This is a genomic window from Williamsia sp. 1135 (assembly GCF_002095395.1).
Classification (GTDB): Bacteria; Actinomycetota; Actinomycetes; order Mycobacteriales; family Mycobacteriaceae; genus Williamsia.
Window position 1 is genome coordinate 41,636 of record NZ_MJEI01000076.1, and the last position, 24,367, is coordinate 66,002.

General features: G+C 63.9%; 19 protein-coding genes and 2 rRNA genes. 9 read left to right on the plus strand and 12 right to left on the minus strand.

Annotated elements, in window-relative coordinates; all coding sequences use genetic code 11:
* Positions 1 to 12 precede the first annotated feature (12 nt).
* From BFL43_RS07490 to clpS, 3 genes are read right to left on the minus strand one after another with little or no spacing between them, the layout of a single operon-like run.
* Entirely contained in the window at positions 13 to 1,107 is a 1,095-nt protein-coding gene (locus BFL43_RS07490; RefSeq protein ID WP_084891945.1) for a P1 family peptidase, read from the minus strand.
* Between the two features lie 56 nt (positions 1,108 to 1,163).
* Positions 1,164 to 1,745 (minus strand): DUF2017 domain-containing protein, encoded by a 582-nt coding sequence (locus BFL43_RS07495; protein WP_084891946.1) that lies wholly within the window; start codon positions 1,743 to 1,745, stop codon positions 1,164 to 1,166.
* Between the two features lie 3 nt (positions 1,746 to 1,748).
* Positions 1,749 to 2,084: an ATP-dependent Clp protease adapter ClpS gene (gene clpS / locus BFL43_RS07500; protein ID WP_143695161.1), complete on the minus strand. Its 336-nt coding sequence runs from the start codon at positions 2,082 to 2,084 to the stop codon at positions 1,749 to 1,751.
* Between the two features lie 105 nt (positions 2,085 to 2,189).
* Here clpS and BFL43_RS07505 point away from each other — a divergent pair, with 105 nt between their 5' ends.
* The 6 genes from BFL43_RS07505 to BFL43_RS07530 all read left to right on the plus strand — a co-directional run bounded on the left by BFL43_RS07505 (position 2,190) and on the right by BFL43_RS07530 (position 12,059).
* Entirely contained in the window at positions 2,190 to 3,521 is a 1,332-nt protein-coding gene (locus tag BFL43_RS07505; RefSeq protein WP_084891947.1) for a nicotinate phosphoribosyltransferase, read from the plus strand.
* Positions 3,518 to 4,108: an isochorismatase family protein gene (locus BFL43_RS07510; protein WP_240498118.1), complete on the plus strand. Its 591-nt coding sequence runs from the start codon at positions 3,518 to 3,520 to the stop codon at positions 4,106 to 4,108. Before BFL43_RS07505 ends, BFL43_RS07510 begins: the two co-directional genes overlap by 4 nt.
* A 31-nt stretch (positions 4,109 to 4,139) precedes the next feature.
* Positions 4,140 to 6,278 carry an ATP-dependent DNA helicase gene (locus tag BFL43_RS07515; protein WP_084891948.1) on the plus strand — a complete coding sequence of 713 codons (2,139 nt, stop codon included), beginning with the start codon at positions 4,140 to 4,142 and terminating at the stop codon, positions 6,276 to 6,278.
* An 88-nt stretch (positions 6,279 to 6,366) separates the two neighbouring features.
* Positions 6,367 to 8,373, plus strand: coding sequence for a maltotransferase domain-containing protein (locus tag BFL43_RS07520; RefSeq protein ID WP_084891970.1), 2,007 nt, complete (start codon positions 6,367 to 6,369; stop codon positions 8,371 to 8,373).
* Positions 8,370 to 10,586, plus strand: coding sequence for a 1,4-alpha-glucan branching protein GlgB (gene glgB, locus BFL43_RS07525; RefSeq protein ID WP_084891949.1), 2,217 nt, complete (start codon positions 8,370 to 8,372; stop codon positions 10,584 to 10,586). Before BFL43_RS07520 ends, glgB begins: the two co-directional genes overlap by 4 nt.
* Before the next feature lie 15 nt (positions 10,587 to 10,601).
* Positions 10,602 to 12,059: a hypothetical protein gene (locus tag BFL43_RS07530; protein ID WP_084891950.1), complete on the plus strand. Its 1,458-nt coding sequence runs from the start codon at positions 10,602 to 10,604 to the stop codon at positions 12,057 to 12,059.
* 29 nt (positions 12,060 to 12,088) lie between these two features.
* Here the strand turns inward: BFL43_RS07530 and BFL43_RS07535 are convergent, their stop codons facing one another.
* The 4 genes from BFL43_RS07535 to BFL43_RS07550 all read right to left on the minus strand — a co-directional run bounded on the left by BFL43_RS07535 (position 12,089) and on the right by BFL43_RS07550 (position 15,916).
* A complete protein-coding gene (locus BFL43_RS07535) occupies positions 12,089 to 13,012 on the minus strand; it encodes a tetratricopeptide repeat protein (RefSeq protein ID WP_084891951.1) in 924 nt (307 codons plus the stop codon).
* 158 nt (positions 13,013 to 13,170) lie between these two features.
* On the minus strand, positions 13,171 to 14,442 hold the full coding sequence (locus BFL43_RS07540; RefSeq protein ID WP_346425952.1) for an MFS transporter: 1,272 nt from the start codon (positions 14,440 to 14,442) through the stop codon (positions 13,171 to 13,173).
* Complete coding sequence (locus tag BFL43_RS07545; RefSeq protein WP_084891952.1) at positions 14,379 to 14,732, minus strand: DUF3817 domain-containing protein; 354 nt, start codon at positions 14,730 to 14,732, stop codon at positions 14,379 to 14,381. Before BFL43_RS07545 ends, BFL43_RS07540 begins: the two co-directional genes overlap by 64 nt.
* The gene (locus BFL43_RS07550) at positions 14,729 to 15,916 is read right to left on the minus strand and encodes an acetyl-CoA C-acetyltransferase (protein ID WP_084891953.1); all 1,188 of its coding nucleotides are present in this window, start codon (positions 15,914 to 15,916) and stop codon (positions 14,729 to 14,731) included. The genes BFL43_RS07545 and BFL43_RS07550 overlap by 4 nt, the downstream gene beginning before the upstream one ends.
* A gap of 113 nt (positions 15,917 to 16,029) precedes the next feature.
* Between BFL43_RS07550 and mce the strand changes: the two genes are divergently transcribed.
* Both mce and BFL43_RS07560 read left to right on the plus strand, forming a co-directional pair.
* Positions 16,030 to 16,512, plus strand: a complete 483-nt coding sequence (mce, locus tag BFL43_RS07555) for a methylmalonyl-CoA epimerase (RefSeq protein WP_084891954.1) — start codon at positions 16,030 to 16,032, stop codon at positions 16,510 to 16,512.
* A 137-nt stretch (positions 16,513 to 16,649) separates the two neighbouring features.
* The gene (locus BFL43_RS07560; RefSeq protein WP_084891955.1) at positions 16,650 to 17,693 is read left to right on the plus strand and encodes a hypothetical protein; all 1,044 of its coding nucleotides are present in this window, start codon (positions 16,650 to 16,652) and stop codon (positions 17,691 to 17,693) included.
* Here the strand turns inward: BFL43_RS07560 and BFL43_RS07565 are convergent.
* The gene (locus BFL43_RS07565; RefSeq protein ID WP_143695159.1) at positions 17,674 to 17,916 is read right to left on the minus strand and encodes a hypothetical protein; all 243 of its coding nucleotides are present in this window, start codon (positions 17,914 to 17,916) and stop codon (positions 17,674 to 17,676) included. The genes BFL43_RS07560 and BFL43_RS07565 overlap by 20 nt on opposite strands.
* Positions 17,917 to 17,933: 17 nt before the next feature.
* A complete protein-coding gene (nucS, locus tag BFL43_RS07570; protein WP_084891957.1) occupies positions 17,934 to 18,614 on the minus strand; it encodes an endonuclease NucS in 681 nt (226 codons plus the stop codon).
* A gap of 68 nt (positions 18,615 to 18,682) precedes the next feature.
* Between nucS and BFL43_RS07575 the strand changes: the two genes are divergently transcribed.
* Positions 18,683 to 19,228 carry an NUDIX hydrolase gene (locus BFL43_RS07575; RefSeq protein WP_084891958.1) on the plus strand — a complete coding sequence of 182 codons (546 nt, stop codon included), beginning with the start codon at positions 18,683 to 18,685 and terminating at the stop codon, positions 19,226 to 19,228.
* Here BFL43_RS07575 and glsA read toward each other — a convergent pair.
* The 3 genes from glsA to BFL43_RS07590 all read right to left on the minus strand — a co-directional run bounded on the left by glsA (position 19,225) and on the right by BFL43_RS07590 (position 24,091).
* Positions 19,225 to 20,616, minus strand: coding sequence for a glutaminase A (gene glsA / locus BFL43_RS07580; RefSeq protein ID WP_084891959.1), 1,392 nt, complete (start codon positions 20,614 to 20,616; stop codon positions 19,225 to 19,227). The two genes, BFL43_RS07575 and glsA, sit on opposite strands and share 4 nt — an antisense overlap.
* 106 nt (positions 20,617 to 20,722) lie before the next feature.
* Positions 20,723 to 20,839: ribosomal RNA gene (gene rrf, locus BFL43_RS07585) — 5S ribosomal RNA — on the minus strand.
* Positions 20,840 to 20,954: 115 nt separating this feature from the next.
* A 23S ribosomal RNA gene (locus BFL43_RS07590) occupies positions 20,955 to 24,091 on the minus strand.
* Between the last annotated feature and the right edge of the window lie 276 nt (positions 24,092 to 24,367).

A 24,367-nucleotide genomic window follows, 5' to 3' on the forward strand; every position in this document is an offset into this window, starting at 1 on the left:
CGGGTGGATGGGTCAACGTACGGGCGGGGCAAACGCTGATGGCAACGTCTGCCGATAGGTCGGTATTCCGGCGACAGGGTCGGCCGCGATCACGGCCTTGACGATGGCCCGCTGCACGACGGTAGCCGCGGCCTCACCGATCGCGGCGACGAGAGCGACATTCGGATTCATCCCGACCGGGACGTTCGGCGCGTCTTGCGGAGTCGGGGTCACCGAACCGGTGGCGACCGCGAAGAGCGTGTCGCCGTCGAGCGGCGAATGTGCCGGACGGATCGCGCGCGCGAGCCCGTCGTGAGCGGTCATCGCGACCCGCTGGGTTGATGCCGGGTCGAGAACGGCGTCGGTTGCCACCACCCCGATCGTGGTGTTGAGCGGACTCGACTTCGCAGTCAGGGCCAACAGTGCGGCGGTCTCGACGTCGGTCGGCTTGCGCAGTCCGAAGTAGTCGAGCTCCACCGGCAGGGCGCCCCACGGCAATCCGCTCGTGGGGTCGATAACGGCGCCCACCGGGTTCGCGACGACGAGTGCGGCGACGGTTATCCCGGTTGCGGGCCCGGAGGTGAACGTGATGCTCGCCGACCCGACGCCGCCTTTGAGCGCACCCGCCCGTGCGCCGGTCCCCGCGCCGACCGACCCCAGCTCGACATCGTGGCCTGCCGCCTGCGCCGCGAGCCTGCCGAAGTCGCGGTCGGGTCTTGCCGTCCACTTCCCGACCGTGAGATCGAAGATCACCGCAGCCGGGACGATGGGTACCACTGATCCACGGGTGTCCATGGCCAAGCCGAGGCCGGCGTCCTCCAGATGGGTCATGACCCCGTCCGCAGCTGCCAGTCCGTACGCGCTGCCGCCACTGAGCACGATCGCGTGCGCCGTCTGCACCGTGTTGGCGGGATCGAGCAGGTCGGTCTCCCGGGTGCCCGGTCCCCCGCCCCGCACGTCGACTGCCGCAACCGCACCTTCGGGGAGCAACACAACTGTGGTGCCCGTCGCCCAGCCTTCGCCCGCCATCTCGTCTGTGCCCACCCGGACCTCGTCGTCGAGGCGATGGTGGTGCCCGACCTGCACCCCTGCGACGTCGGTGATCGAATCGGATGCGCCGGGAATCACTTGTGGTGCCCTACCCTTCGAAGATGTCGTCGCGTGCCGCGAGGCGCGGCCGGAAGTCACTTACCGATCAGCGCGACCACCAGTAATTCCTGCACCACCGTGAGCCAGTGGTACACGTCGAGATGGGCTGCCATCGGATCCCCTTCTGGAAGTTGATCGGGGGTGGACTCGTCGATTCCGATCATCGCGCCGAGCGCCAGCCGCACGTCGTTGATCGCCGAGAGCCACTGGTCGGCCTCCTGCGGACTCAGCGAGATCTGACCGCCGCCGGCCGGCAACGAATCCAGGACGACCTGCGCCGCTTCCTGCTTCGCGTTGATGATGTGAGGCTCGTGCAAACTCCGCAACGCACCGTTGAGGTCCCCGGTGACGGCGTCCACGGTGGTCGTCTCGTCCTGGTCCGGGCGATGGAAGTCGGGGAACAGCCTGCCGAGCGTCGCATCCGTCGGCGGTGTCGAGTGACCGGCCTCGATGCCTGTCAGGTCTGCCAGCGAATCGGTCGGAGCGGTCGACTGCCGCTCGTCCAGCAGCTCGGTCATCGACGTGACGAGTGAGGCGATGAGGTCGGACTCGTGGGAGTCGAGCTCCGAGGTGATCCGCAGACGCGCGCCCGATCCGCGTCTTTTCCAGTTACGCACTGCTCAACTGTCCCGTTGCATGGTGGCCCACAGGCCGGCGGCATGCAATTTCTGGACGTCGAGTTCGACCTTGTCCCGATCGCCGGTGGAGACCACGGCCCGGCCTTCGGTATGTACCTGCATCATCAGTTCCGACGCCCTGGTCTCGCTGTACCCGAAGAGCTTCTGGAACACGTACGTGACGTAGCGCATGAGGTTCACGGGATCGTCCCACACGATGGTCACCCACGGCCTGTCCACTGCCTGGTCACGTTCGGCAACGGCGGTACTCGACGGGGTAACCTCGTGCTGACCGTCGCCCGCCGCCAACCATGGTCCGCAGCGGGGCGGTGCGGTCATCATCTGTCCGCGCATGACGCCTAGGGTACCGATAGTGACCGCTTCGAACACAGCCTGCTGCGCGCCCACCCCATCCGCACTCGCCTCGGGCCTAGGGTATTGACAGTGACCTCAATGAACACAGCATTGTTGACCGACCAGTACGAGCTCACCATGGTTGCGGCCGCGCTCGCAGACCACACTGCCCATCGCACGTGCACGTTCGAGGTGTTCGCGCGTCGATTGCCAGATGGGCGCCGCTACGGTGTCGTCGCGGGAACCGGGCGTCTGGTCGAGCAGCTCTCGGAGTTCCGATTCGGTCCGGAGCAACTCGCCGTCGTGGAGAAGTTCCTGGACGCCGACACCCTCGAGTGGCTGGGAAACTACCGGTTCTCGGGCGACATCGACGGCTATCCCGAAGGCGAGTTGTACCTTCCCGGTTCTCCGATTCTCACGGTCCGCGGGAGCTTCGCCGAAGCCGTGGTGCTCGAGACCCTTGCCCTGTCGATCCTCAACCATGACAGCGCCATCGCCTCCGCGGCCGCTCGTATGGTCACCGCGGCCGGATCCCGCCCGATCATCGAGATGGGGTCGAGGCGTACCCACGAACAGGCCGCGGTCGCATCGTCACGGGCCGCGTATCTCGCGGGCTTGTCGGCGACGTCCAACCTCGAGGCAGCGCGCAGGCACGGCGTGCCCAGCGCGGGTACCAGCGCCCATTCGTTCACCCTGCTCCACACGAGCGCCGACGGCCCCGACGAGAAGGCCGCATTCGCGGCGCAGGTCGCAAAACTGGGCGTGGGTACGACGTTGCTCGTCGACACCTACGACATCACCCAGGGTGTTGCCAGCGCGATCGAGGTCGCGGGCACCGAGCTCGGCGCGGTCCGCATCGACTCCGGTGACCTCGGCGTGCTCGCCCGCCAGGTTCGCAGGCAACTCGACGACCTCGGGGCGCGCAATACCCGCATCGTGGTCTCCGGTGACCTCGACGAATATGCGATCGCGTCGCTGCGCGCCGAACCGGTCGACGTCTACGGGGTCGGAACCTCCCTGGTGACCGGGTCCGGGTCGCCCACTGCGGGCATGGTTTACAAACTGGTCGAGGTCGACGGGATCCCCGTGGCAAAACGCGCAAGCCACAAGGAATCCCGGGGCGGTGCGAAAACCGCGATCCGCACAGCGAAGCCCACCGGCACCATCGTGGAAGAGATCATCTACCCCACCGGTACTGCGGCGCCGGAGACGACGCTGACCGCACGGCCGCTGCAGATCCCATTGGTACGTGGCGGCGAGCCCGTCGTGGATCTGCCAACCCTCGATGACTCCCGAGAACACCTTGCTGCTGCACTTGTCAGCCTTCCGTGGGAGGGTTTGGGACTATCGCGGGGGGAACCGGCAATACCGGTCCGATTCATCGCGCCAGAAACGCACCGACCGGAGGGGTATCGACCGTGACCCAACACATTCGAACAGCGCTGCTCATCGTCGACGTCCAGAACGACTTCTGCGAAGGTGGCTCGCTGGCGGTGTCCGGAGGCGCCGCCGTCGCCGCAGCGATCACGGCATACACCGGCCGTGATCACGGCTATCTGGCGGTCGCCGCAACCCGTGATCACCACATAGATCCCGGCGATCACTTCTCCGAGACGCCCGACTTCGTCGACAGCTGGCCCCCGCACTGTGTCGTCGGCACGCCCGGCGTAGACTTCCATCCCGCGTTCGATGCCGGCATCGCCGACGAGGTCTTCTCCAAGGGCGAATACAGCGCCGCCTACTCGGGTTTCGAGGGCACGAGCGCCACGGGCGTCGCACTCGGTGACTGGCTCCGCGAACGCGACATCAACGCCGTCGACATCGTCGGATTGGCCACCGACCACTGCGTCCTGGCCACCGCACTCGATGCTCGCAAGGCCGGTTTCACGACCCGTGTGTTGCTCGAGTACTCCGCCGGTGTCAGCCCCGAGACGACCGGGGCCGCCATCGCGACGATGACCGGGGCCGGGGTCTCCGTGGTCTCGGCCGTCGCGGCCCGGCTGCTGTGACGATCCCAGCGCTACGGACAACCGGGACGCGATGACAGACATCCCCGAGGTGCCCGATCTGCTGTCGTCTGCGGTCGAGGCGCTCGGTGGGGCCAGGCGCGACGGACAGTTGAAGATGGCGTCGGCAGTCGCCCACTCCATCGACACGGGTGAGCATCTGGCCGTCCAGGCCGGCACCGGCACCGGCAAATCCCTGGCGTACCTGGTGCCGTCGCTCCGTCATGCAGTGGACACCGGCAAGACGGTGGTGGTCTCCACCGCCACCATCGCGCTACAGCGCCAGCTCGTAGAGCGCGACCTCCCCCGGACCGCCACGGCGCTCACCGGGCCGCTCGGCCGCGCACCCGAATTCGCGATCCTGAAGGGTCGCGGAAACTACCTGTGCCTGAACAAGATTCACGCGGGCACCATCGAGGAACCGGATGGCGACCTGTTCGAGGCGATCGGCGGCGGAAAGGCCGACCCGTTCGCGGCTTCACGCCTCGGCCGGGAGGTCACCCGACTTCGCGAGTGGACGTCGGACACAGAGACCGGCGACCGCGACGATCTGACGCCCGGGGTGACCGACCGGTCGTGGCGCCAGGTCAGCGTCTCGGCACGCGAATGCCTCGGCGCCACCAACTGCTCCTACGGCGCGGATTGTTTTGCCGAGAAAGCCAAGGCCAAGGCAGGAAAGGCCGACGTCGTCGTCACCAACCACGCGCTGCTGGCCATCGACGCGATGAGTCCGGCAGCGATACTGCCCGAACACGACGTCGTCGTGGTCGACGAAGCCCACGAACTCGCCGACCGCATCACGTCGGTCGCGACCGCCGAGATCTCCGGTGCTTCTGTGGCCGGCGTGGCCAGACGGTGCGCAAGACTCGTCGACGACGAAGTCGCGGACGACATCTCAGGCAGCGGCGAACTCATCGAATCACTGCTCGAGGAAAATGCGCCGGGCCGCTGGACCGGGCTCCCCGACGGAGCGCCGCTCGCCCTCTCGTCGCTGCGTGACCGGCTGTGGCGAGCGCACACCGCGATCGGACCGGTGCGACGCAGTGGCGAGGTCGACCCCGAGGCAAACGCGGCCCGGTCGGCGGCGCTGACCAGCCTCGAGGAAATGCACGACACCGCGGTGCGCATCCTCGCCGCGTTCGACGACCCCGACGAGGCGAAGCGACCCGACGTGGTCTGGATCGGCGAAGACCTCGTCCGCGGCGACCGAAAGCGCGTGCTGCGGGTCGCGCCGTTGTCGGTCGGCGGACTGTTGCGGGCCTCGCTGTTCGCGCACGCGACGGTCATCTTGACCTCGGCGACGTTGACCGTCGGCGGATCGTTCGACGGCCTGGCCGCGAGCTGGGGACTGCCACCTCATCGCCCCGGTACGTCGGATGCCACATCGGCAGACCACGACTCCAACCCGGAGACGGAGGCCACCAAGTCCGCACAGAGCATCACCGCGATCGGCAAACCCCCGCCGGCCGACGAAAAGAAGGTCACCTGGAACGGTCTCGACGTGGGTTCGCCCTTCGACCACCAGAAGGCAGCCATTCTCTATGTGGCCAAGCATCTGCCCGCGCCGGGCCGCGAGGGGATGTCGGCCCGCACTCTCGACGAGGTGGTCGAACTGATCACGGCCGCCGGTGGACGGACGCTGGGCCTGTTCTCGTCCATGCGGGCAGCGAAAGAGGCGGCCGAAGCGGTGCGTACGCGCATCGACCTGCCTGTCCTGTGCCAGGGTGACGGCGCCACGGGCGCCCTCGTGAAAGAGTTCGCCGCCGACGAGAAGACGTGCCTGTTCGGGACCCTGTCGCTGTGGCAGGGCGTCGACGTGCCCGGTCCGTCACTCAACCTCGTCCTGATCGACCGGATCCCCTTTCCCCGACCCGACGATCCGTTGCTGATGGCCCGGCAGCGAGCGGTCGCCGCACGCGGTGGCAACGGTTTCATGGCCATTGCGGCAGGCCATGCCGCACTGCTCCTCGCGCAGGGCACGGGCCGTCTCCTACGCGGCACGTCGGACCGCGGAGTGATCGCGATACTCGATTCACGTTTGGCCACTGCTCGCTACGGGAACTATCTGCTCGCGTCGCTGCCGCCCTTCTGGCGCACGACCGATGGCCAGTTGGTGCGCGGCGCGTTGTCCCGACTGCAGGGGACAAACACCACTGATGGCGACAGAGCCTGAGCCGGATACCTCGATGTCGCCTACGGTGGTGAACAGCACGACGACTTGAGCAACGCTGGCAACAACACTGTGAGAGGTGGCCGACAAGGTGATTGGGCGCATCGGGATCGATGACATAGCCCCAGTGGTTTCTTCGGGTCAGTTCGCCGCGAAAGCGGTTGTCGGAGAGATCTTTCCAGTCAGTGCAACCGTATGGCGCGAGGGCCACGACGCGGTGGCCGCCACCCTGCACGTCGAGGGTCCGACTCGCGCGGGTGCGCTGGACGTCCGAATGTCGCCGGGTGCGGAACCCGACACGTTCAACGCTTTCTTCAGCCCCGACGCGACCGGCTACTGGTCCTATCGCATCGACGCGTGGAGCGATCCCTTCAGCACCTGGCGCGATGCGATGGACAAGAAGCTCGCTGCCGGCCAGGGAAGCGCGGAGCTCGCGAACGACATCGAACGGGGTGCACGGCTGCTCGATCGCGCCCTCGAGCTCACGCCCCCGACAGATCGTGACTCTCTGACGAACGCGGCCAAAGCGCTGCGCGACTCGCATCTGGCACTACCGGACCGCGTGGGACCCGCATTGTCGGCGCAGACAGCTCACTTGCTGACCACCTATCCGGTCCGCGAACTCGTGACCAAGAGTCGTACGCATCGTGTGTGGGTCGACCGCACCCGGGCCCTGTTCGGGTCGTGGTACGAGCTGTTCCCACGCTCCACCGGTGGTTGGGACAACGAGGGACACCCGGTACACGGGACGTTCCTGACCGCTGCAGAAGATCTCCCGCGGATCGCTGACATGGGCTTCGACGTCGTGTACCTCCCGCCGATCCACCCGATCGGCGAAGTCAACCGCAAGGGGCCCAACAACTCGGTGACCGCGGGCCCGGACGACGTCGGTTCACCGTGGGCCATCGGGTCCAAGGACGGTGGGCACGATGCGATCCATCCTCTCCTCGGTTCTTTCGAGGACTTCGAGTACTTCCGGCATCGCACCGAAGAGCTGGGCATGGAGGTCGCACTCGACCTCGCACTCCAGTGCGCACCAGATCACCCGTGGACCACCGAACATCCGGACTGGTTCACCGCCGAACCCGATGGCAGCATCCGGTACGCCGAGAATCCGCCGAAGAAGTACCAGGACATCTACCCCCTCAACTTCGACGATGACCGCAACGGCATCTTCCGGGGTGTCCTCAAGGTGGTCCTCGGCTGGGTTGCCAGGGGTGTCAAGATCTTTCGGGTCGACAACCCACACACAAAGCCACCGGACTTCTGGGAGTGGCTCATCGTGGAGGTCAAGAAACGCGATCCCGACGTGTTGTTCCTGGCTGAGGCGTTCACCCGCCCGGCACGCCTGTACGGACTGGGCAAGCTCGGTTTCACGCAGTCCTACACGTACTTCACCTGGCGTACCGCGAAGTGGGAGATCACCGAGTTCGGGAACGAGATCGCGGGTAACGCCGATATCGCCAGGCCGAACCTGTTCGTGAACACACCGGACATCCTGCATGAATCGCTGCAGCACGGCGGTCCGGGGATGTTCGCGCTGCGCGCGGCGTTGGCCGCGACCCTGTCTCCCACGTGGGGCGTGTACAGCGGGTATGAGCTGTACGAACACCACGCAGTCCGGGAAGGCAGCGAGGAGTACCTCGACTCCGAGAAGTACGAGCTGCGTCCCCGCGATTACAAGGGGGCATCGAGCCGGGGCGAGTCACTCGAGGGCTGGATCCGGTCGCTGAACGAGATCCGGCGACGACATCCCGCTCTGCAGCAGCTGCGATACCTGAAGTTCCACCACGTGGACAACGATGCGTTGATCGCGTATTCCAAGTTCGACCCGAAAACCGGGGATACCGTGGTGGTCGTGGTGAACATCAACCCGTACGGCGCGGAAGAATCCACGCTGTGGCTGGACATGCCGTCCATCGGATACGACTGGCAGGACCGGTTCAGTGGGGTGGACGAGGTCAGCGGTGAGAGTTTCCACTGGGGTCAGGCCAACTTCGTCCGACTCGAACCCTGGCGATCGGTGGCCCACATCGTCGCGCTGCCCCCCATGCCCGAAGCCGCCCGCCGCAACCTCGCGTTCAGGACACCCTCATGACAACATCATCTGACGCTGTACCCGACGCATTGCTACCCGCAGCAGACCTCGACCGGCTGCTCGCAGGCAGCCATCACAATCCGCACGGCGTCCTCGGCGCCCATCCGGTGGGTGACCACACCGTACTGCGCACCCTCAAACCGGATGCGAGCGCGGTGAGCGCGATCATCGGCGGAGTCGAGTACCCACTGACACAACAGGATTCCGTGCTGTGGGTCGCAGCGGTGCCGTTCACCGACCTGATCGACTACCGCTATCGGGTCACCTATCCGAACGCCGATGACGGCGGCTCCGACCGCGAGTTCATCGTCGCCGACGGCTACCGGTTCCTCCCCAGCCTCGGCGAGCTGGACATCCACCTGTTCACCGAGGGCCGTCACGAACGGCTGTGGGAGATCCTCGGCCCGCAGGCGCGGGTCTACACGACCGCCGACGGCGAGGTCGGCGGCACCAGTTTCGCCGTGTGGGCGCCCAACGCCCAGGGCGTCACGCTCATCGGCAGTTTCGACGGCTGGCGCGGACACACCGCACCCATGCGTTCGCTGGGATCGAGCGGCGTGTGGGAGGTGTTCGTGCCCGATGTCGGCCCCGGGACCACCTACAAGTTCCGGATCACGGGTAACGACGGCATCGTGCGCGAGAAGGCCGACCCCATGGCACGCGCCACCGAGATCCCGCCGGCGACCGCGTCGGTGATCCCGGAGACGTCGTTCGAATGGACAGACGACGCGTGGATCGCAGACCGCGAGCAGATCGTGGCCACCGAGGAGGCGATGAGCGTCTACGAGGTCCACCTCGGATCGTGGCGCCAGGGTCTGGACTATCGCGAACTGGCGCAGCAGCTCGGCGACTACGTCATTCAACTCGGTTTCACGCACGTGGAATTACTGCCGGTGTCGGAGCATCCCTTCGGCGGCTCATGGGGTTACCAGGTCACCTCGTACTACGCACCGACGTCACGGTTCGGAAGCCCCGACGACTTCCGCTACTTCGTCGATCATCTCCATTCCCTCGGAATCGGAATCCTCGTCGACTGGGTCCCTGCCCACTTCCCGAAGGATGCCTGGGCGTTGGCGCGGTTCGACGGGACCCCACTATACGAGCATGGCGACCCCCAGCGCGGCGAGCAACTGGACTGGGGCACTTACGTTTTCGATTTCGGCCGCAACGAGGTCCGCAACTTCCTTGTCGCCAACGCGCTCTACTGGTTCGATCAATTCCACATCGACGGACTTCGCGTCGACGCCGTGGCCTCCATGCTCTATCTCGACTACTCCCGACCCGAGGGGGGCTGGTCCCCCAACATCTACGGCGGGCGCGAGAATCTCGAGGCAGTTCAGTTCATCCAGGAGATGAATGCCACCGTGCACAAACACCATCCGGGTGTCGTGACTGTCGCCGAAGAATCCACGTCCTGGCCCGGCGTGACGCGCACCACCAATCTCGGTGGTCTCGGTTTCAGCATGAAGTGGAACATGGGTTGGATGCACGACACCCTCGGCTACCTCGGCCGTGACCAGATCCATCGGAGTTTCCACCACCACGAGATCACCTTCTCGCTGATGTACGCCTGGAGCGAGAACTTCGTCCTGCCGATCAGTCACGACGAGGTGGTGCACGGCAAGGGCACGTTGTGGTCACGGATGCCTGGCGATTCCCGCGCCAAGGCCGCGGGCGTTCGATCACTGCTCGCGTACATGTGGGCGCATCCCGGCAAGCAACTGCTGTTCATGGGCCAGGAGTTCGCGCAGACACCGGAGTGGTCGGAGAACCGCAGTTTGTCCTGGGATCAACTCGAGGGCTGGGAAGGTGAATTGCACTCCGGGGTCCAGGCGCTGGTCACCGATCTCAACAGCGTCTATCGGGCCCACCCTGCGCTCTACAGCCAGGACATCACGCCCAACGGCTATTCATGGATCGACGCCAACGACACCGCGGGCAACATCATCAGTTTCCTGCGCTGGGGATCGGACGGTTCGGTGGTGGCATGTGTGTTCAACTTCTCTGGCACCACCCGCACCGAATATCGCGTGGGACTGCCGTCGGCAGGCACGTGGACCGAGATCCTCAACACCGACGCACCGGCATACAGCGGCAGCGGTGAGGGCAACCTCGGTCAGGTGATCGCAGCGGAAGAGGAGTGGCACGGACGTCCGGCCTGTGCCCGGTTGACCCTCCCGGCCAACGGGGCCATCTGGCTCACCCCGGCCTGACGGCCGAGGCGCTTGATGAAAACCGGTCGGGTACTGATCGGGCCGCTGTTGGGCGTCGTTCTGCTGGTGTTGGCTGCTTGCGCCTCCGACGATCGCCGCGAGCAGGTCAGCGGAGAGGCGGTGTCCGCCTTCAGCGATGCCTTCACCGTTGCCGGGATGCCGGTCACGACCGGGCCCAATGGGCTGCGATCGGGCACCACCGGACCTGATCTGGACATTCGAGGGGGCACCGGCGACCAGATCGACGAACTCATGGCCGCTGCCTTGGCCGACCTGGACACGTACTGGAAAGAAGCCTTCGAACCCGCGTTCGGCCAGAGCTTCAAGACCGGCCTCAGCTTCGTCTCGTGGGATGCCGAAGCGTCCGAGTCACTGTCGGAGTCTTTCTGCGGGCAGTCCACTTTTCGTCAGGTCAACGCCGCGTTCTGCCCCGATCGCGTCGAAATCGGCTGGGACAGAGGCGTGCTGATGCCGGCGCTGCTCGAGGAATTCGGCCCGATGGCCCCGGTTACCGTGATCGCGCACGAGTACGGTCACTACATCCAGATGATCGGCGGCTTCGACAAGTCCGCCTCACCGATCGTCAGCGAGCAACAGGCCGACTGCCTGTCGGGTACCTTCATCCGCTGGCTCGCCGAGGGCCACGGCAAGTATCTCGAGATCAACACCGGGGACGGGTTGAACACCGCCATCGCCGCGCTCATCTCCGCACGGGACGGTCGTCGCGGCCAATCAGATCACGGCACCGCCTTCGAGCGTGCCGATGCCTTCGAGACGGGATTCAGCTCCGGGGCCGCCTTCTGCGGCGCGATAGGCCAGCTCTATGTCGACGGAAAGCGTGATCAGATGCCCCCACGATTCGACAACACCGGGTCGATCGACTCCTCGCCGTTCAGCGAGGCCGGTTTGGAGTCTGTGGTGACGTCGGTAGAGAGCTTCTTCGACCTCTCCGAGGCGGTTCGGCCGGTGGTCGAGCGCACGGCACTCGACGGCTCATGCGCAGACGTCGATCTGGCCGAGGTCGCGCAGGCTCCGGTCGCCTTCTGCCCGAGCACCAACACGGTGTCGATGGATCCCGATCAGCTCGCGCTGATCGCCACGAACGGCACGAACGGCACGAACGGGCCGGCTGGGTTGCCCAGCTTCATCGGCGGCGATTTCAGCGCCTATTCGCTGGTGGCTTCGCGGTATTCGGTCGCTGCGCAGAGCGCCCGCGGGCAGGTGATCGACGAGCCGGTCACCGCGGCGAGGGCGGCGTGCGACACCGGCCGCTGGGCCCGTTCCGCTGCCGATTCCGGCGCGTTCACGTTGCGTGGCGGTGACCTCGACGAGCTGGTGTCAGGGCTCCTGGTCAGCGGCGCGGTGGCGAGCGACGTCGCCGGCCGCGCATTGCCCAGCGGATTCGCGCGGATCGACGCCTTCACAGCCGGGTACTTCGACCCGGAGAACGGCTGCTCGCGCTACGACCCCTGATTTAGCGCGACATCGCCGGGCAACGATGCTCAGTACAGCGCTGTTGCCAGTTTGCGCCGGGCCGCGACCACGAACGTCTCGGCCGGATCGAAGAGTTCGAACAGCTCCAGCAGTCTGGTCCTGGCTGCGGTCCGCTCGTCGCCTGCGGTTCGTGAGATCACCTTGATGATGCGATCGAACGCGGCTTCGGGCTGCTGGTTGAGCAACTCGAGGTCGGCCGCCGCCAACTGGGCCGGAACATCGTCCGGTGCCGCGTCGGCGAGGGTTGCGGCATCGTGCTTCTGGGCCCGGGCGACGAACTCGAGGTTGCGCACCAGCGAAGCGGCTTCGACGTTCCCCGGTTCGGCCGCAGCGATTTCCTTGTAATCGGCAAGGGCGCCGTCGATGTCGCCGTCGTTGAGCTTGGTCTCCGCGGCGATCATGCGCGGGTCCTCGGGCTCCGGTTCAGGTTCGGCGCCATCCGCAGCCGGCGCACCGGTCAGCTCTGCTCCGTGTTTGGCCAGGATGTCATCGATCCAGCCCTGGATCTGCCCCGCAGGTTGGACCCCCGCGAACGCCGACACCGGCTGCCCGGCGACGATCGCGACCACGGTCGGAATCGACTGCACTCCGAACAACTGCGCGATCCGCGGGTTGGCATCGACATCCACCTTCGCCAGCACCCACGTGCCACCGGACTGCGCAGCCAGCGCCTCCAGGGTCGGAGAGAGCTGTTTGCACGGCTCGCACCAGGTCGCCCACAGATCGACGAGCACCAGGACCTGTTCGGAACGGGCCACGACGTCGGCTTCGAAGTCGGCCTCGGTCACGTCGTACACCGTGGGGAAGGCGCCGCCCGCCGGCGGTGCCGGGGCGCGGCCGGCGGGAGGCGCCGGCGCCGCGGGACGATTCGCCTGCGCGCGCCCGGCATCGGCACGCTCCTTCAACACCGAGAGGTCAACTGCACCGGACATCGCGGCGGCTGCTCTCACTGCGGAGGCGGAAGCGGGATTACGTTGTTGCGGTCTGCTCACCAGTCCAGTTTGGCACGACCGCGAAGCGATGTGTGCTGTGGTCTTCCGGCGTTCGCCAGAAGCTGACAGCGCTCGAGTCCGACGTAGGGGTTGTCGGGTCAGTGGGACGCGGTGCGCACTGGATCGGTCGTGGTGGCGCGCGGCCGCACGATGGGCGCGGCCACCGCGGCGAACAGCATTCCCGCGGCCGCGATCCACAGCGCAGACCCGAGAGACCACCAATGACTGACCGGGCCGATCACGGCCGGGCCGGACAACATCCCGACATACCCGAAGCCCACCACCAGCGAGATGGTCTGACCGCTCGATCGCGTCGAGAGATTTCCTGCAGCGGTTAACAATTGCGGCACTCCCCCGGCCACGCCGAGGCCGAAGATCGCCCAACCGACGACACTCAGCAGCGGCGTCGGAGAGCAGATGACGACGGCGATCCCGGCGACCGCGACCAGCGACCCCACCCGGACCACCGCCACGGGACCCAGCCTCGCGCTCACGGCGTCCGCCGAAAATCTCGCGATCACCATCGTCGCGCTGAACGCTCCGAACGCGACGGCGCCCATCGCTTCGGGCTGGTCGAAACGCTCGACGAGGTGCAGAGCACTCCAGTCATAGGCAGTGCCCTCGGCGAGCATCACGCTGAAAGCGACCGCGGCCAGCAGTGCGATCCGCCCCCACGGTTTACGCTCCGGTCCATCCGCGACGATCTCTGCATCCGACCGCCCATCACCCGGACGTCCGGCGAGTAGGGACCCTGCCAGCAGCAGTGTCGCCGCAACACCCAGCACGCAACAAACGAGCAAGGTCGCAGGCAGTGGGACGTCGGTCGCCACCGTGGCCGCCACGACACCCGATCCGATCAGGCCTCCGACGGAGAAGAATCCGTGGAACGACGACATGATCGGGCGGCCGTACTCGCGTTCGGTGAGGACCGCCTGCGAGTTCATGCAGACGTCGAGCGCGCCGTTACAGAAACCGAACGCCACCAGGGCCAGCGCGAGTGAGGTGGTCCCGGTGGCCAGCCCGGGCAGCACGATGGCGCCGGACAGTGCGATCGCGCTGAAGACGGTGGGATACCGGGACCCGTAGCGATCGGTCAGCGGTCCCATCACCTGCATACCGATGAACGCGGATCCACCCAGGGCGAGCAACAGGCCACCGAGGGTGGCATGGTCGACGCCGGTCCGCGACTGCACAACCGGAATGTGAGCCACCCACATCGCTGCGAGCAGGCCGTTGAGGGCAAAGATCCCGGACACCGCCACCCGCACCCGTGGGTGCAGATGGGTGGCGGCGGCCGGGGACGTCGTCAGGAGGCGGCAGCCTTGGACGTGCGGCCTGCGTCGGTCAGATGCCCACTGCGCTGCGCCCACCACTCGAACACGAGGGTGCCGAACGGCGGGATGCTGGCGGCCAACGCGACAGCGGTGATGGTGAGCATCTGCTTTGACGAGGTGGCATTCCACCGCAACCGGAGCGCGGTGTACACGGTCACGACGAGATAGACGACGAACACGATGCCGTGCACCATGCCCGGCACGGCAACTGCCTCCTCATGGCCCAGCACCCACTTGAAGAACATTGCGATCAGTAGCGCCAGCCAGGTGATGGCCTCGGCGATCGCGACGATACGAAACAGCAGCGCTGTTGCCGACGCGCTCATTTCGCGGGCACCGTGATGATCAGGGCATCGCCCTGTCCGCCGGCGCCACACAGCGCAGCGGCACCTGTGCCACCGCCCCGCCTGGCCAGTTCGAGTGCGAGGTGCAGGGTGATCCGCGCACCGGACACGCCGATCGGGTGGCCGACCGCGATCGCGCCGCCGTTCACGTTGACCTTGCTCTCGTCGACACCGAGCTCGGCAACGGAAGACAGACCGACCGCGGCGAAGGCCTCGTTGATCTCGAGGAGATCGAGATCCTTGGGGTCGATGCCCGCACGCCCGCAGGCCTTGCGGATGGCGTTGGCCGGCTGATGCTGAAGAGTGGAGTCCGGGCCCGCGACGACACCGTGCGGACCGATCTCGGCGAGCCACTCGAGTCCGAGGGCCTCGGCCTTGGTCTTGCTCATCACGATGACCGCGGCTGCGCCGTCGGAGATCTGCGAGGAGTTGCCCGCGGTGATCGTGCCGTCTTTGCGGAACGCTGGGCGCAGGCGACCGAGTGAATCAGCGGTGGTGTCTGCCCGGATGCCCTCGTCCTCGGAGAACTCGATCGGGTCGCCCTTGCGCTGAGGGATGCTCACGGGCACGACCTCGTCGGCGAAGACGCCGTTCTTCCACGCGGTGGCCGCACGCTGATGCGACTGGGCGGCGAACTCGTCCTGCTGGGCACGGGTGAACTTCTCGACATCGTTCTGCTGCTCGGTGAGAGCTCCCATGGCCTGGTCGGTGAACGGATCGTGCAACCCGTCGAACGCCATGTGGTCAACCAGCTCGGTATTGCCGTACTTGAAGCCGCCGCGGCTGCCCGGCAGGATGTGCGGGGCCTGGGTCATCGACTCCTGGCCACCGGCCACCACGCACTCGAACTCGCCCGCGCGGATGAGCTGATCGGCCAGCGCGATCGCGTCGATCCCCGACAGGCACATCTTGTTGATGGTGAGAGCCGGTACGTCCCAGCCGATTCCGGCCTTGACCGCCGTCTGCTTCGCGGGCATCTGCCCGGCGCCCGCGCCCAGTACCTGACCCATGATCACGTACTCGACCTCGGAGGCGGGAACGTTCCCCTTCTCGAGTGCCCCGCGGATGGCGATCGCGCCCAGGTCCACAGCGCTGAAATCCTTGAGCGAGCCCATCAATCTCCCGATTGGGGTGCGCGCTCCCGACACGATTACCGACGTCGACATCTCTTCTGACCTCTCTCGACAAAACCGCCGGAGTTCTCCGGCAACCGGGAGCAAACGTCTCCCGGCCAGTGGCTGAATGGTGTATTGGCCGCCCCCAACGCTACCTTTAGACCATGAGTGCCTCTGAACAGAACCCCCAGTCAGCGACGCTGAGCGCCATCGGCGATCTGGTCACCGCGATCGATCACGTGGGCATCGCCGTGCCCGACCTCGACGCCGCGAAGGCCTGGTACCTCGAGAACCTCGGTCTGGTCACCCTGCATCAGGAGACCAACGAGGCGCAGGGCGTCGTGGAGGCCATGGTCGGCCCCGAGGGCGCCGAGAAGACGCATGCGCTGATCCAGTTGCTCTCCCCCATCGACGAGACCTCCACGATCGCGAAGTTCATCGACCGCAACGGTCCCGGCCTGCAACAGATGGCCGTGCGCGTCACCGACGTCGAAGAGGTGACCCGCCGCCTGGTCGCGAACGGTATCCGGGTGCTCTACGACGCCCCTCGCCGCGGCACCGCGAACTCACGCATCAATTTCATCCACCCGAAGGATGCCGGTGGTGTTCTGCTCGAACTGGTGGAGCCTGCCGCCGACCCCCACTGAGTGCCGGGAGTGTCGGCAGGAAGCGGAGTTGCGCTCTAGGGTCACTTGCTCACGCGATGGTTGCAGCACGGTAACTCCTCGCGGGCGCCGGGCCGTCGTGCCAGGTATGGCCGTTCCAGCAGCGTAAAATCGCCACCATGCCAAACCACGAGGCCACCTCCGCTTCCGGCTTGCCTTTTGCCACCGTCATGCGCGGATACGACCGTGATCAGGTCAATGACTTCTTCCGGCGTTTCGATGCCGAAATGCGGGTGATCGCTGCAGATCGGGACGCCGCGACCGCCAACGCACGTGAGCTCGCCGACAATCTCGAGATCGCCCGCGACGACATCGACGAGCTGCGCCGGGAGGTCAACAAACTCTCCGTGCCGCCGACCACGGTGCAGGGCATGAGTGAGCGGGTGTCAAGCATGCTCCGGCTGGCCTCCGACGAGGCTTCAGAAATCCGTGCCCGCTCGGAAGCCGAAGCTGCAGAGACGCTGTCGATTGCACGGCAGGAGGCTCAGGAGCACCGCGATGAAATCGCTCGCCAGCGTGAGGAGATGGCGCGGCGTCGTGAGGCGATGGAATCCGAGCACGAGGCCACCATGAGCGCTGCCCACGAACAGGCCAAGCGCATCATCGCCGAAGCAACTGCGCAGGCCGAGGAACTCGACGCCCGAGCTCAGAGCAACCGGGAGCGGATTCAGGAAGATTTCGACCTGACGATGGCCGCCCGTCGCTCGGAGGCTCTCGAGCAGGCGAAGGAACTCGACCGCAACAGCAAGGCGGAGGCCAAGGAACGCCTCGACACTGCTCGTGCAGAGGCGGAGAGCACGCGCCAACGCGCCGCATCGGCTGCCACCGAGCGGGTCACTCGCGCGCAGGAGATCACTGAGCAGATCCGGGTGCTGCGCAGCCGGATGCTGGCTCAGCTCAGCGAGATCCGCAGTCAGCTGGACGAGGTTCCTCAACTCCTCGCCGAAGCCGAAACCGAACCGGACCTCCTCGATCCCGATACCACCGGACTGTTGAACAAGGAGCTCTCCGACAACGCTCTGCTGCACAAGGCCGGGTCGCAGGCACCATCGGATCAATCAGAGAAGGATGCCGACCCCTCGACCGAGGCGAGCACCACAGACGCAGAAGCCGAAGCCGACGTGGACGACGCTCCAGAGGAGATCAGCGCTTCTTACCGGTAGAGATGTTTTTCCGGCGGCGCCAGCAACCGGTGTGCCAGTGCCTGCGCTCGGCGACGAGGCTGCCGCCCCCGTAGTCGTCGGCAGGCCAGACGACCACGTGTGGCGTACGGGCGAAGATCACCTGATTGCAGCCGGGGCACCGATACTCTTTGACCGCGCGTTGGCCGCTGATCGGCCGGACGTAGTGGTCGTATCCGTCCGGTCCCGACTCGATGATCTCCACGGTTGTTCGCCTGGGCTCTAGAAGAGCTTGAACTCGGTGCTCTCGGTTCCCCGGAGCTTGTCGTAATCGAGTGTCACACAACGGATCCCTCGATCGTTGGCCAGGGTTTTCGCTTGCGGCTTGATCTGCTGCGCTGCGAACACCCCTTGTACGGGCGCCAGCAGCGGGTCGCGATTCATCAGTTCGAGGTAGCGGGTCAACTGTTCGACCCCGTCGATCTCACCACGGCGTTTGATCTCCACCGCGACCGAGACGCCGTCGGCGTCCCGGCACAGCAGGTCGACCGGCCCGATGGCGGTCATGTATTCGCGTCTGACCAGTGAGTAGCCACTTCCGAGCGTCTCGACATGCTCGGCGAGCAGTTCCTGCAGATGCGCTTCGACACCGTCCTTGATCAGTCCCGGATCCAGGCCGAGCTCGTGGCTCGAATCGTGCTCCACACCGAAGATGGTTATCTGTAGCTCTTCGCCCGCCTTGTTCGTGACGACCCAGAGCTGGGGAGCCTCCGGTGTTTCCGGTTCGGTCTCCACCAGCCAGCACGGCGGACTCATCCAGTTCAACGGCTTGTACGCACGATCATCGGCATGCACGCTCACCGAACCGTCGGACTTGATCAACAGGAGTCGACGGGCTCTGGGGAGGTGGGCGGTGAGCCGACCCACATAGTCGACTTGGCACTCGGCAATGACTAGACGCACGACGTCAACCTTAGGCCCGCAGTGCCGGACTCCAGCGGCCCCGTGCCGCGCGCCCGCCATATTCTGGTGTGGTGTCGATCAAGCGAGTGTCTTCAACCGAAATCTATGCCAATCCCTGGCTGTCGCTGCGTGAGGACGAGATCGTCCGGGCCGATGGCAGCCCGGGTATCTACAGCGTCATCGACAAACCTGCCGGCGTGATCGTCATCCCGCGAGATGACAATCGGCTCTACCTCGTCGAACAGTTCCGATATGCGGTGGAGGCCCGACGTTGGGAGTTTCCCGCAGGCACCGCGCCCGATCGGCAGAGTCTTCCACCGGAAGAACTCGCCGTGAGGGAACTCTCTGAGGAGACCGGACTGCGGGCGGAGTCGATGACACAGATCGGGTCTGTCGATGTCGCACCGGGTTTCAGCAGTCAACGACAGGCGGTGTTCCTGGCGGAGGCCCTGTCGCCGGGTCCTCCGGCGCGCGAACATGAGGAACAGGACATGGACGCACGATGGTGGCCCGTCGAGCAGGTGTGGGCGGCAGTGGCTTCCGGCGAGATCTGTGACGCGCAGACCCTTGCGGCTCTGACGTTGTTGATCACGCACGATACGGCGAAGGCCTAGCCCTCTTCGACCGCCAACTTGAGCAAGAAGTCCTCGGCTCGCGTGAGCGCCTCGTGCATGGTCGTCACCACGAATTGCACACCGCGGGCCGGCTCGGACGCGTGGCTGCGTCTCTTGATCACCACTCCATCCGGATCAACGATGACAGCGCTGCGCTGCAATCCCTGGAGGTTCTGACTCGCGCCGACGAACATCGAACGCGACACTTCGTCCACGTGGTCGACACGGCTCAGGTCCAGGATGGCGACCTCGAACTCGGTTGCCGACGACCGCAGCCGGCGCAGCACACTTTCCGTTCCGGAGAACGTCAGATCACCTTGCAGTTCATAGATCCTGATCCGGTCATGCTTGCCGTGGAGATAACGGCGTTCGGAGTCACTACGGTCGGTCGTCATGTGCAATTCATGGGCGCTGTAGAAACCTCTCACGGTGACGCGACTCTCCCGGGCAACATTGAACATGTGCAGCCCCAGATCGGACGACAGGCGTTTGCAGGCCTTCACGCCACGCACACTGTTGCCGTGTTCGTCCAGCAACGGCGAATACACACCGATCCCGAGCTGACCAGGTAGGACAGCCATGATTCCGCCGCCGACCCCGCTTTTCGCCGGAAGTCCGACGGTGGTCACCCAGTCGCCCGCGCCGTCATACATTCCGCAGGTGGTCATCACGCTCAGTACGCGTTGGACGACGGACTGGGACACTGCGCGGCGACCGGTCCTTGGATTCACGCCGCCATTGGCCAAAGTGCCACCGATCACGGCCAGGTCGTCGGTCGTGACCACAACTGAGCACTGGCGGAAATAGAGATCGATCGCGTGTTCCGGTTCCGCCTGCAGGACACCAAAACTTTGAAGCATGTACGCAATCGCACGGTTGCGTGCGCCGCTCTTCATCTCGGACCGGTACACGTCCTCGTCCAGGACGAGCTTGCGCCCGGCACACGCAGAATAGAAGTCGACCAGCTCAGCAAACGCCATGTCCACATTCGGCTGGACTTCGAGAAGCAACGAGGCCGAGAGAATGGCGCCGGCGTTGATCATCGGATTGCGCGGGCGCCGCCTGGAATCGACGCTGATCTCATTGAACGCCTCGCCGGATGGCTCAACGCCGATTCGTCCATCAACGGCGTCGAAACCCTTGTGTGTCAATGCAAGTGCGTATGTCAGAGGCTTCGACACAGACTGGATGGTGAAGCCGATGTCGGCATCGGCGATCGAATACACGTACCCGTCGTGTAGTGCGAGTGACAGTCCGAACCCGGCTGGATCGACCCCGGCCAGTTCGGGAATGTAGTCCGCGAGAGCACCTTCACCGCCGGCCAAACAGCTGTTGTGGATCTGTTCGAGATACGACTCGACCAACGACGGTCCCGCAAACAGTGACATGCAGTCATCTAAGCAAACATGGACGCATAGTGGCAGGTCAGACGACAAAGATCCCCACAACGCACTGTAGGCCCCTCACGAATGAGGGGCCTACAGTGGAAATTGTGTTCGGCGGTGTCCTACTCTCCCACACTGATTAGGGTGCAGTACCATTGGCGCTGGTGGGCTTAGCTTCCGGGTTCGGAATGGGACCGGGCGTTTCCCCACCGCTATAGCCGCCGTAACTCTATGAAACAATCCACACCCAAACAAAGCCGGATGAAGAACCGTCGTTTTGTTTGTGTGTTGTTTCAGATATTGCACAGTGGATGCGAAACAAAAGTTTCATTACTTGTTTTGGTTGTAAGTCCTCGGCCGATTAGTACCAGTCACCTGCATCGGTTACCCGACTTCCAGTTCTGGCCTATCTACCCCATGGTCTGTAGGGGGCCTTAACCACGCAAAGGTGGTGAGAAACCTCATCTTGGAACAGGCTTCCCGCTTAGATGCTTTCAGCGGTTATCCCTTCCGAACGTAGCTAACCAGCAGTGCCCTTGGTAGGACAACTGGCACACCAGAGGTTCGTCCGTCCCGGTCCTCTCGTACTAGGGACAGGTTTCCTCAAGTTTCTTACGCGCGCGGCGGATAGAGACCGAACTGTCTCACGACGTTCTAAACCCAGCTCGCGTGCCGCTTTAATGGGCGAACAGCCCAACCCTTGGGACCTACTCCAGCCCCAGGATGCGACGAGCCGACATCGAGGTGCCAAACCATCCCGTCGATATGGACTCTTGGGGAAGATCAGCCTGTTATCCCCGGGGTACCTTTTATCCGTTGAGCGACACCGCTTCCACTTGCCGGTGCCGGATCACTAGTCCCGACTTTCGTCCCTGCTCGACATGTACGTCTCACAGTCAAGCTCCCTTGTGCACTTACACTCAACACCTGATTGCCAACCAGGCTGAGGGAACCTTTGGGCGCCTCCGTTACATTTTAGGAGGCAACCGCCCCAGTTAAACTACCCACCAGGCACTGTCCCTGAACCAGATCATGGTCCGAGGTTAGATATCCAATACGATCAGAGTGGTATTTCAACAACGACTCCACACACACTGGCGTGCATGCTTCACAGTCTCCCACCTATCCTACACAAACCGAACCGAACACCAATACCAAGCTATAGTGAAGGTCCCGGGGTCTTTTCGTCCTGCCGCGCGTAACGAGCATCTTTACTCGTACTGCAATTTCGCCGAGTCTGTGGTTGAGACAGCAGAGAAGTCGTTACGCCATTCGTGCAGGTCGGAACTTACCCGACAAGGAATTTCGCTACCTTAGGATGGTTATAGTTACCACCGCCGTTTACTGGGGCTTAAATTCTCAGCTTCACACCGAAGTGTTAACCGGTCCTCTTAACCTTCCAGCACCGGGCAGGCGTCAGTCCGTATACATCGTCTTACGACTTCGCACGGACCTGTGTTTTTAGTAAACAGTCGCTTCTCTCTGGTCTCTGCGACCACACCCAGCTCACAACGCGAAGTTGATCACCAGACGTGGTCCCCCTTCTCCCGAAGTTACGGGGGCATTTTGCCGAGTTCCTTAACCACAGTTCTCTCGATCGCCTTAGTATTCTCTACCTGACCACCTGTGTTGGTTTGGGGTACGGGCCGTGTCGCCACTCGCTAGAGGCTTTTCTCGGCAGCATAGGATCATGGAATTCGCCTCATTCGGCTACGCATCACCTCTCAGGCTCTATGTGTTCCGGATTTGCCTAGAACACGCCCTACAGGCTTACACCAGTACAACCACTGACTGGCCCCACTACCTTCCTGCGTCACCCCATCGCTTGACTACTACCAACCAAGGTCCCGCGCATCCAGTCCCAGGCACACCCGAAGGTGTAAAAGGAACATTCTGGGCGGTTAGTACAGCTGATTCATCACGGGCGCGACTACACGGGTACGGGAATATCAACCCGTTGTCCATCGACTACGCCTGTCGGCCTCGCCTTAGGTCCCGACTCACCCTGGGCGGATTAGCCTGGCCCAGGAACCCTTGGTCATTCGGCGGAACAGTTTCTCACTGTTCTTTCGCTACTCATGCCTGCATTCTCACTCCCACACCCTCCACCACTAGATCACTCTGTGGCTTCCAGGGATGCAGGACGCTCCCCTACCCACCCACACCACTGCTCAACACCCCGCAGGATGAAGAGAATGTCTTGTGTGAGTGCCGCGGCTTCGGCGGTGTACTTGAGCCCCGCTACATTGTCGGCGCAGGATCACTTGACCAGTGAGCTATTACGCACTCTTTCAAGGGTGGCTGCTTCTAAGCCAACCTCCTGGTTGTCTTCGCGACCCCACATCCTTTTCCACTTAGTACACGCTTAGGGGCCTTAGCCGGCGATCTGGGCTGTTTCCCTCTCGACTACGAACCTTATCGCCCGCAGTCTCACTGCCGCACTCTCACTCACCGGCATTCGGAGTTTGGCTGACGTCAGTAACCTTGTAGGGCCCATCGGCCATCCAGTAGCTCTACCTCCAGTGAGAAACATGCGACGCTGCACCTAAATGCATTTCGGGGAGAACCAGCTATCACGGAGTTTGATTGGCCTTTCACCCCTACCCACAACTCATCCCCTCCATTTTCAACTGAAGTGGGTTCGGTCCTCCACGACGTCTTACCGTCGCTTCAACCTGGCCATGGGTAGATCACTCCGCTTCGGGTCTAGACCCGGCGACTCCATCGCCCTATTCGGACTCGCTTTCGCTACGGCTACCCCACACGGGTTAACCTCGCCACCGAGCACTAACTCGCAGGCTCATTCTTCAAAAGGCACGCCATCACCCACAGCCAACCAAATGGCTCGCAGGCTTTGACGGATTGTAAGCGCACGGTTTCAGGTACTATTTCACTCCCCTCCCGGGGTACTTTTCACCTTTCCCTCACGGTACTAGTCCGCTATCGGTCACCAGGGAGTATTCAGGCTTATCGGGTGGTCCCGACAGATTCACAGCAGATTTCACGGGCCCGCTGCTACTTGGGTGTCTACTACAACAGTCAACATGTTTTCGTCTACGGGACTCTCACCCTCTACGACAGGCCGTTCCAGACCACTTCGACTAACACACTGATTTCTCACTGTCGGCCCATCCGGCAGAATGGACAAAATAGATCCCACAACCCCACACACACAACCCCTGCCGGGTATCACATATGCATGGTTTAGCCTCATCCGCTTTCGCTCGCCACTACTCACGGAATCACTATTGTTTTCTCTTCCTGTAGGTACTGAGATGTTTCACTTCCCCACGTTCCCTCCACACCCGCTATATATTCACAGGTGGGTAACACGACATCACTCGTGCTGGGTTTCCCCATTCGGACACCCTCGGATCACAGCTCGGTTGACAGCTCCCCGAGGCTTATCGCAGCCTCCTACGTCCTTCATCGGCTCCTGGTGCCAAGGCATCCACCGTACGCTCTTACACACTTACAACAATAAACAAAACAAAAAATAAAGATGCTCGCATCCACTGTGCAATTCTCAAACAACACACACCAACCAACCGGTACTCCAAACAAATGTCTTCACACTCACTTGATAACAAGCACCCGCATCAGCCGGCATCTTTGTCTAACCCTAGAAAGAACACGTGTGTTCTCTCAGGACCCAATAGTGTGTCAATGCCTCATCCCCTCGCAGGGACAAGCACCAAAGCCTCCGTAACCGGAAACCTCGATATTGTTAGCGTTTCACCCATGAGCTCCCACC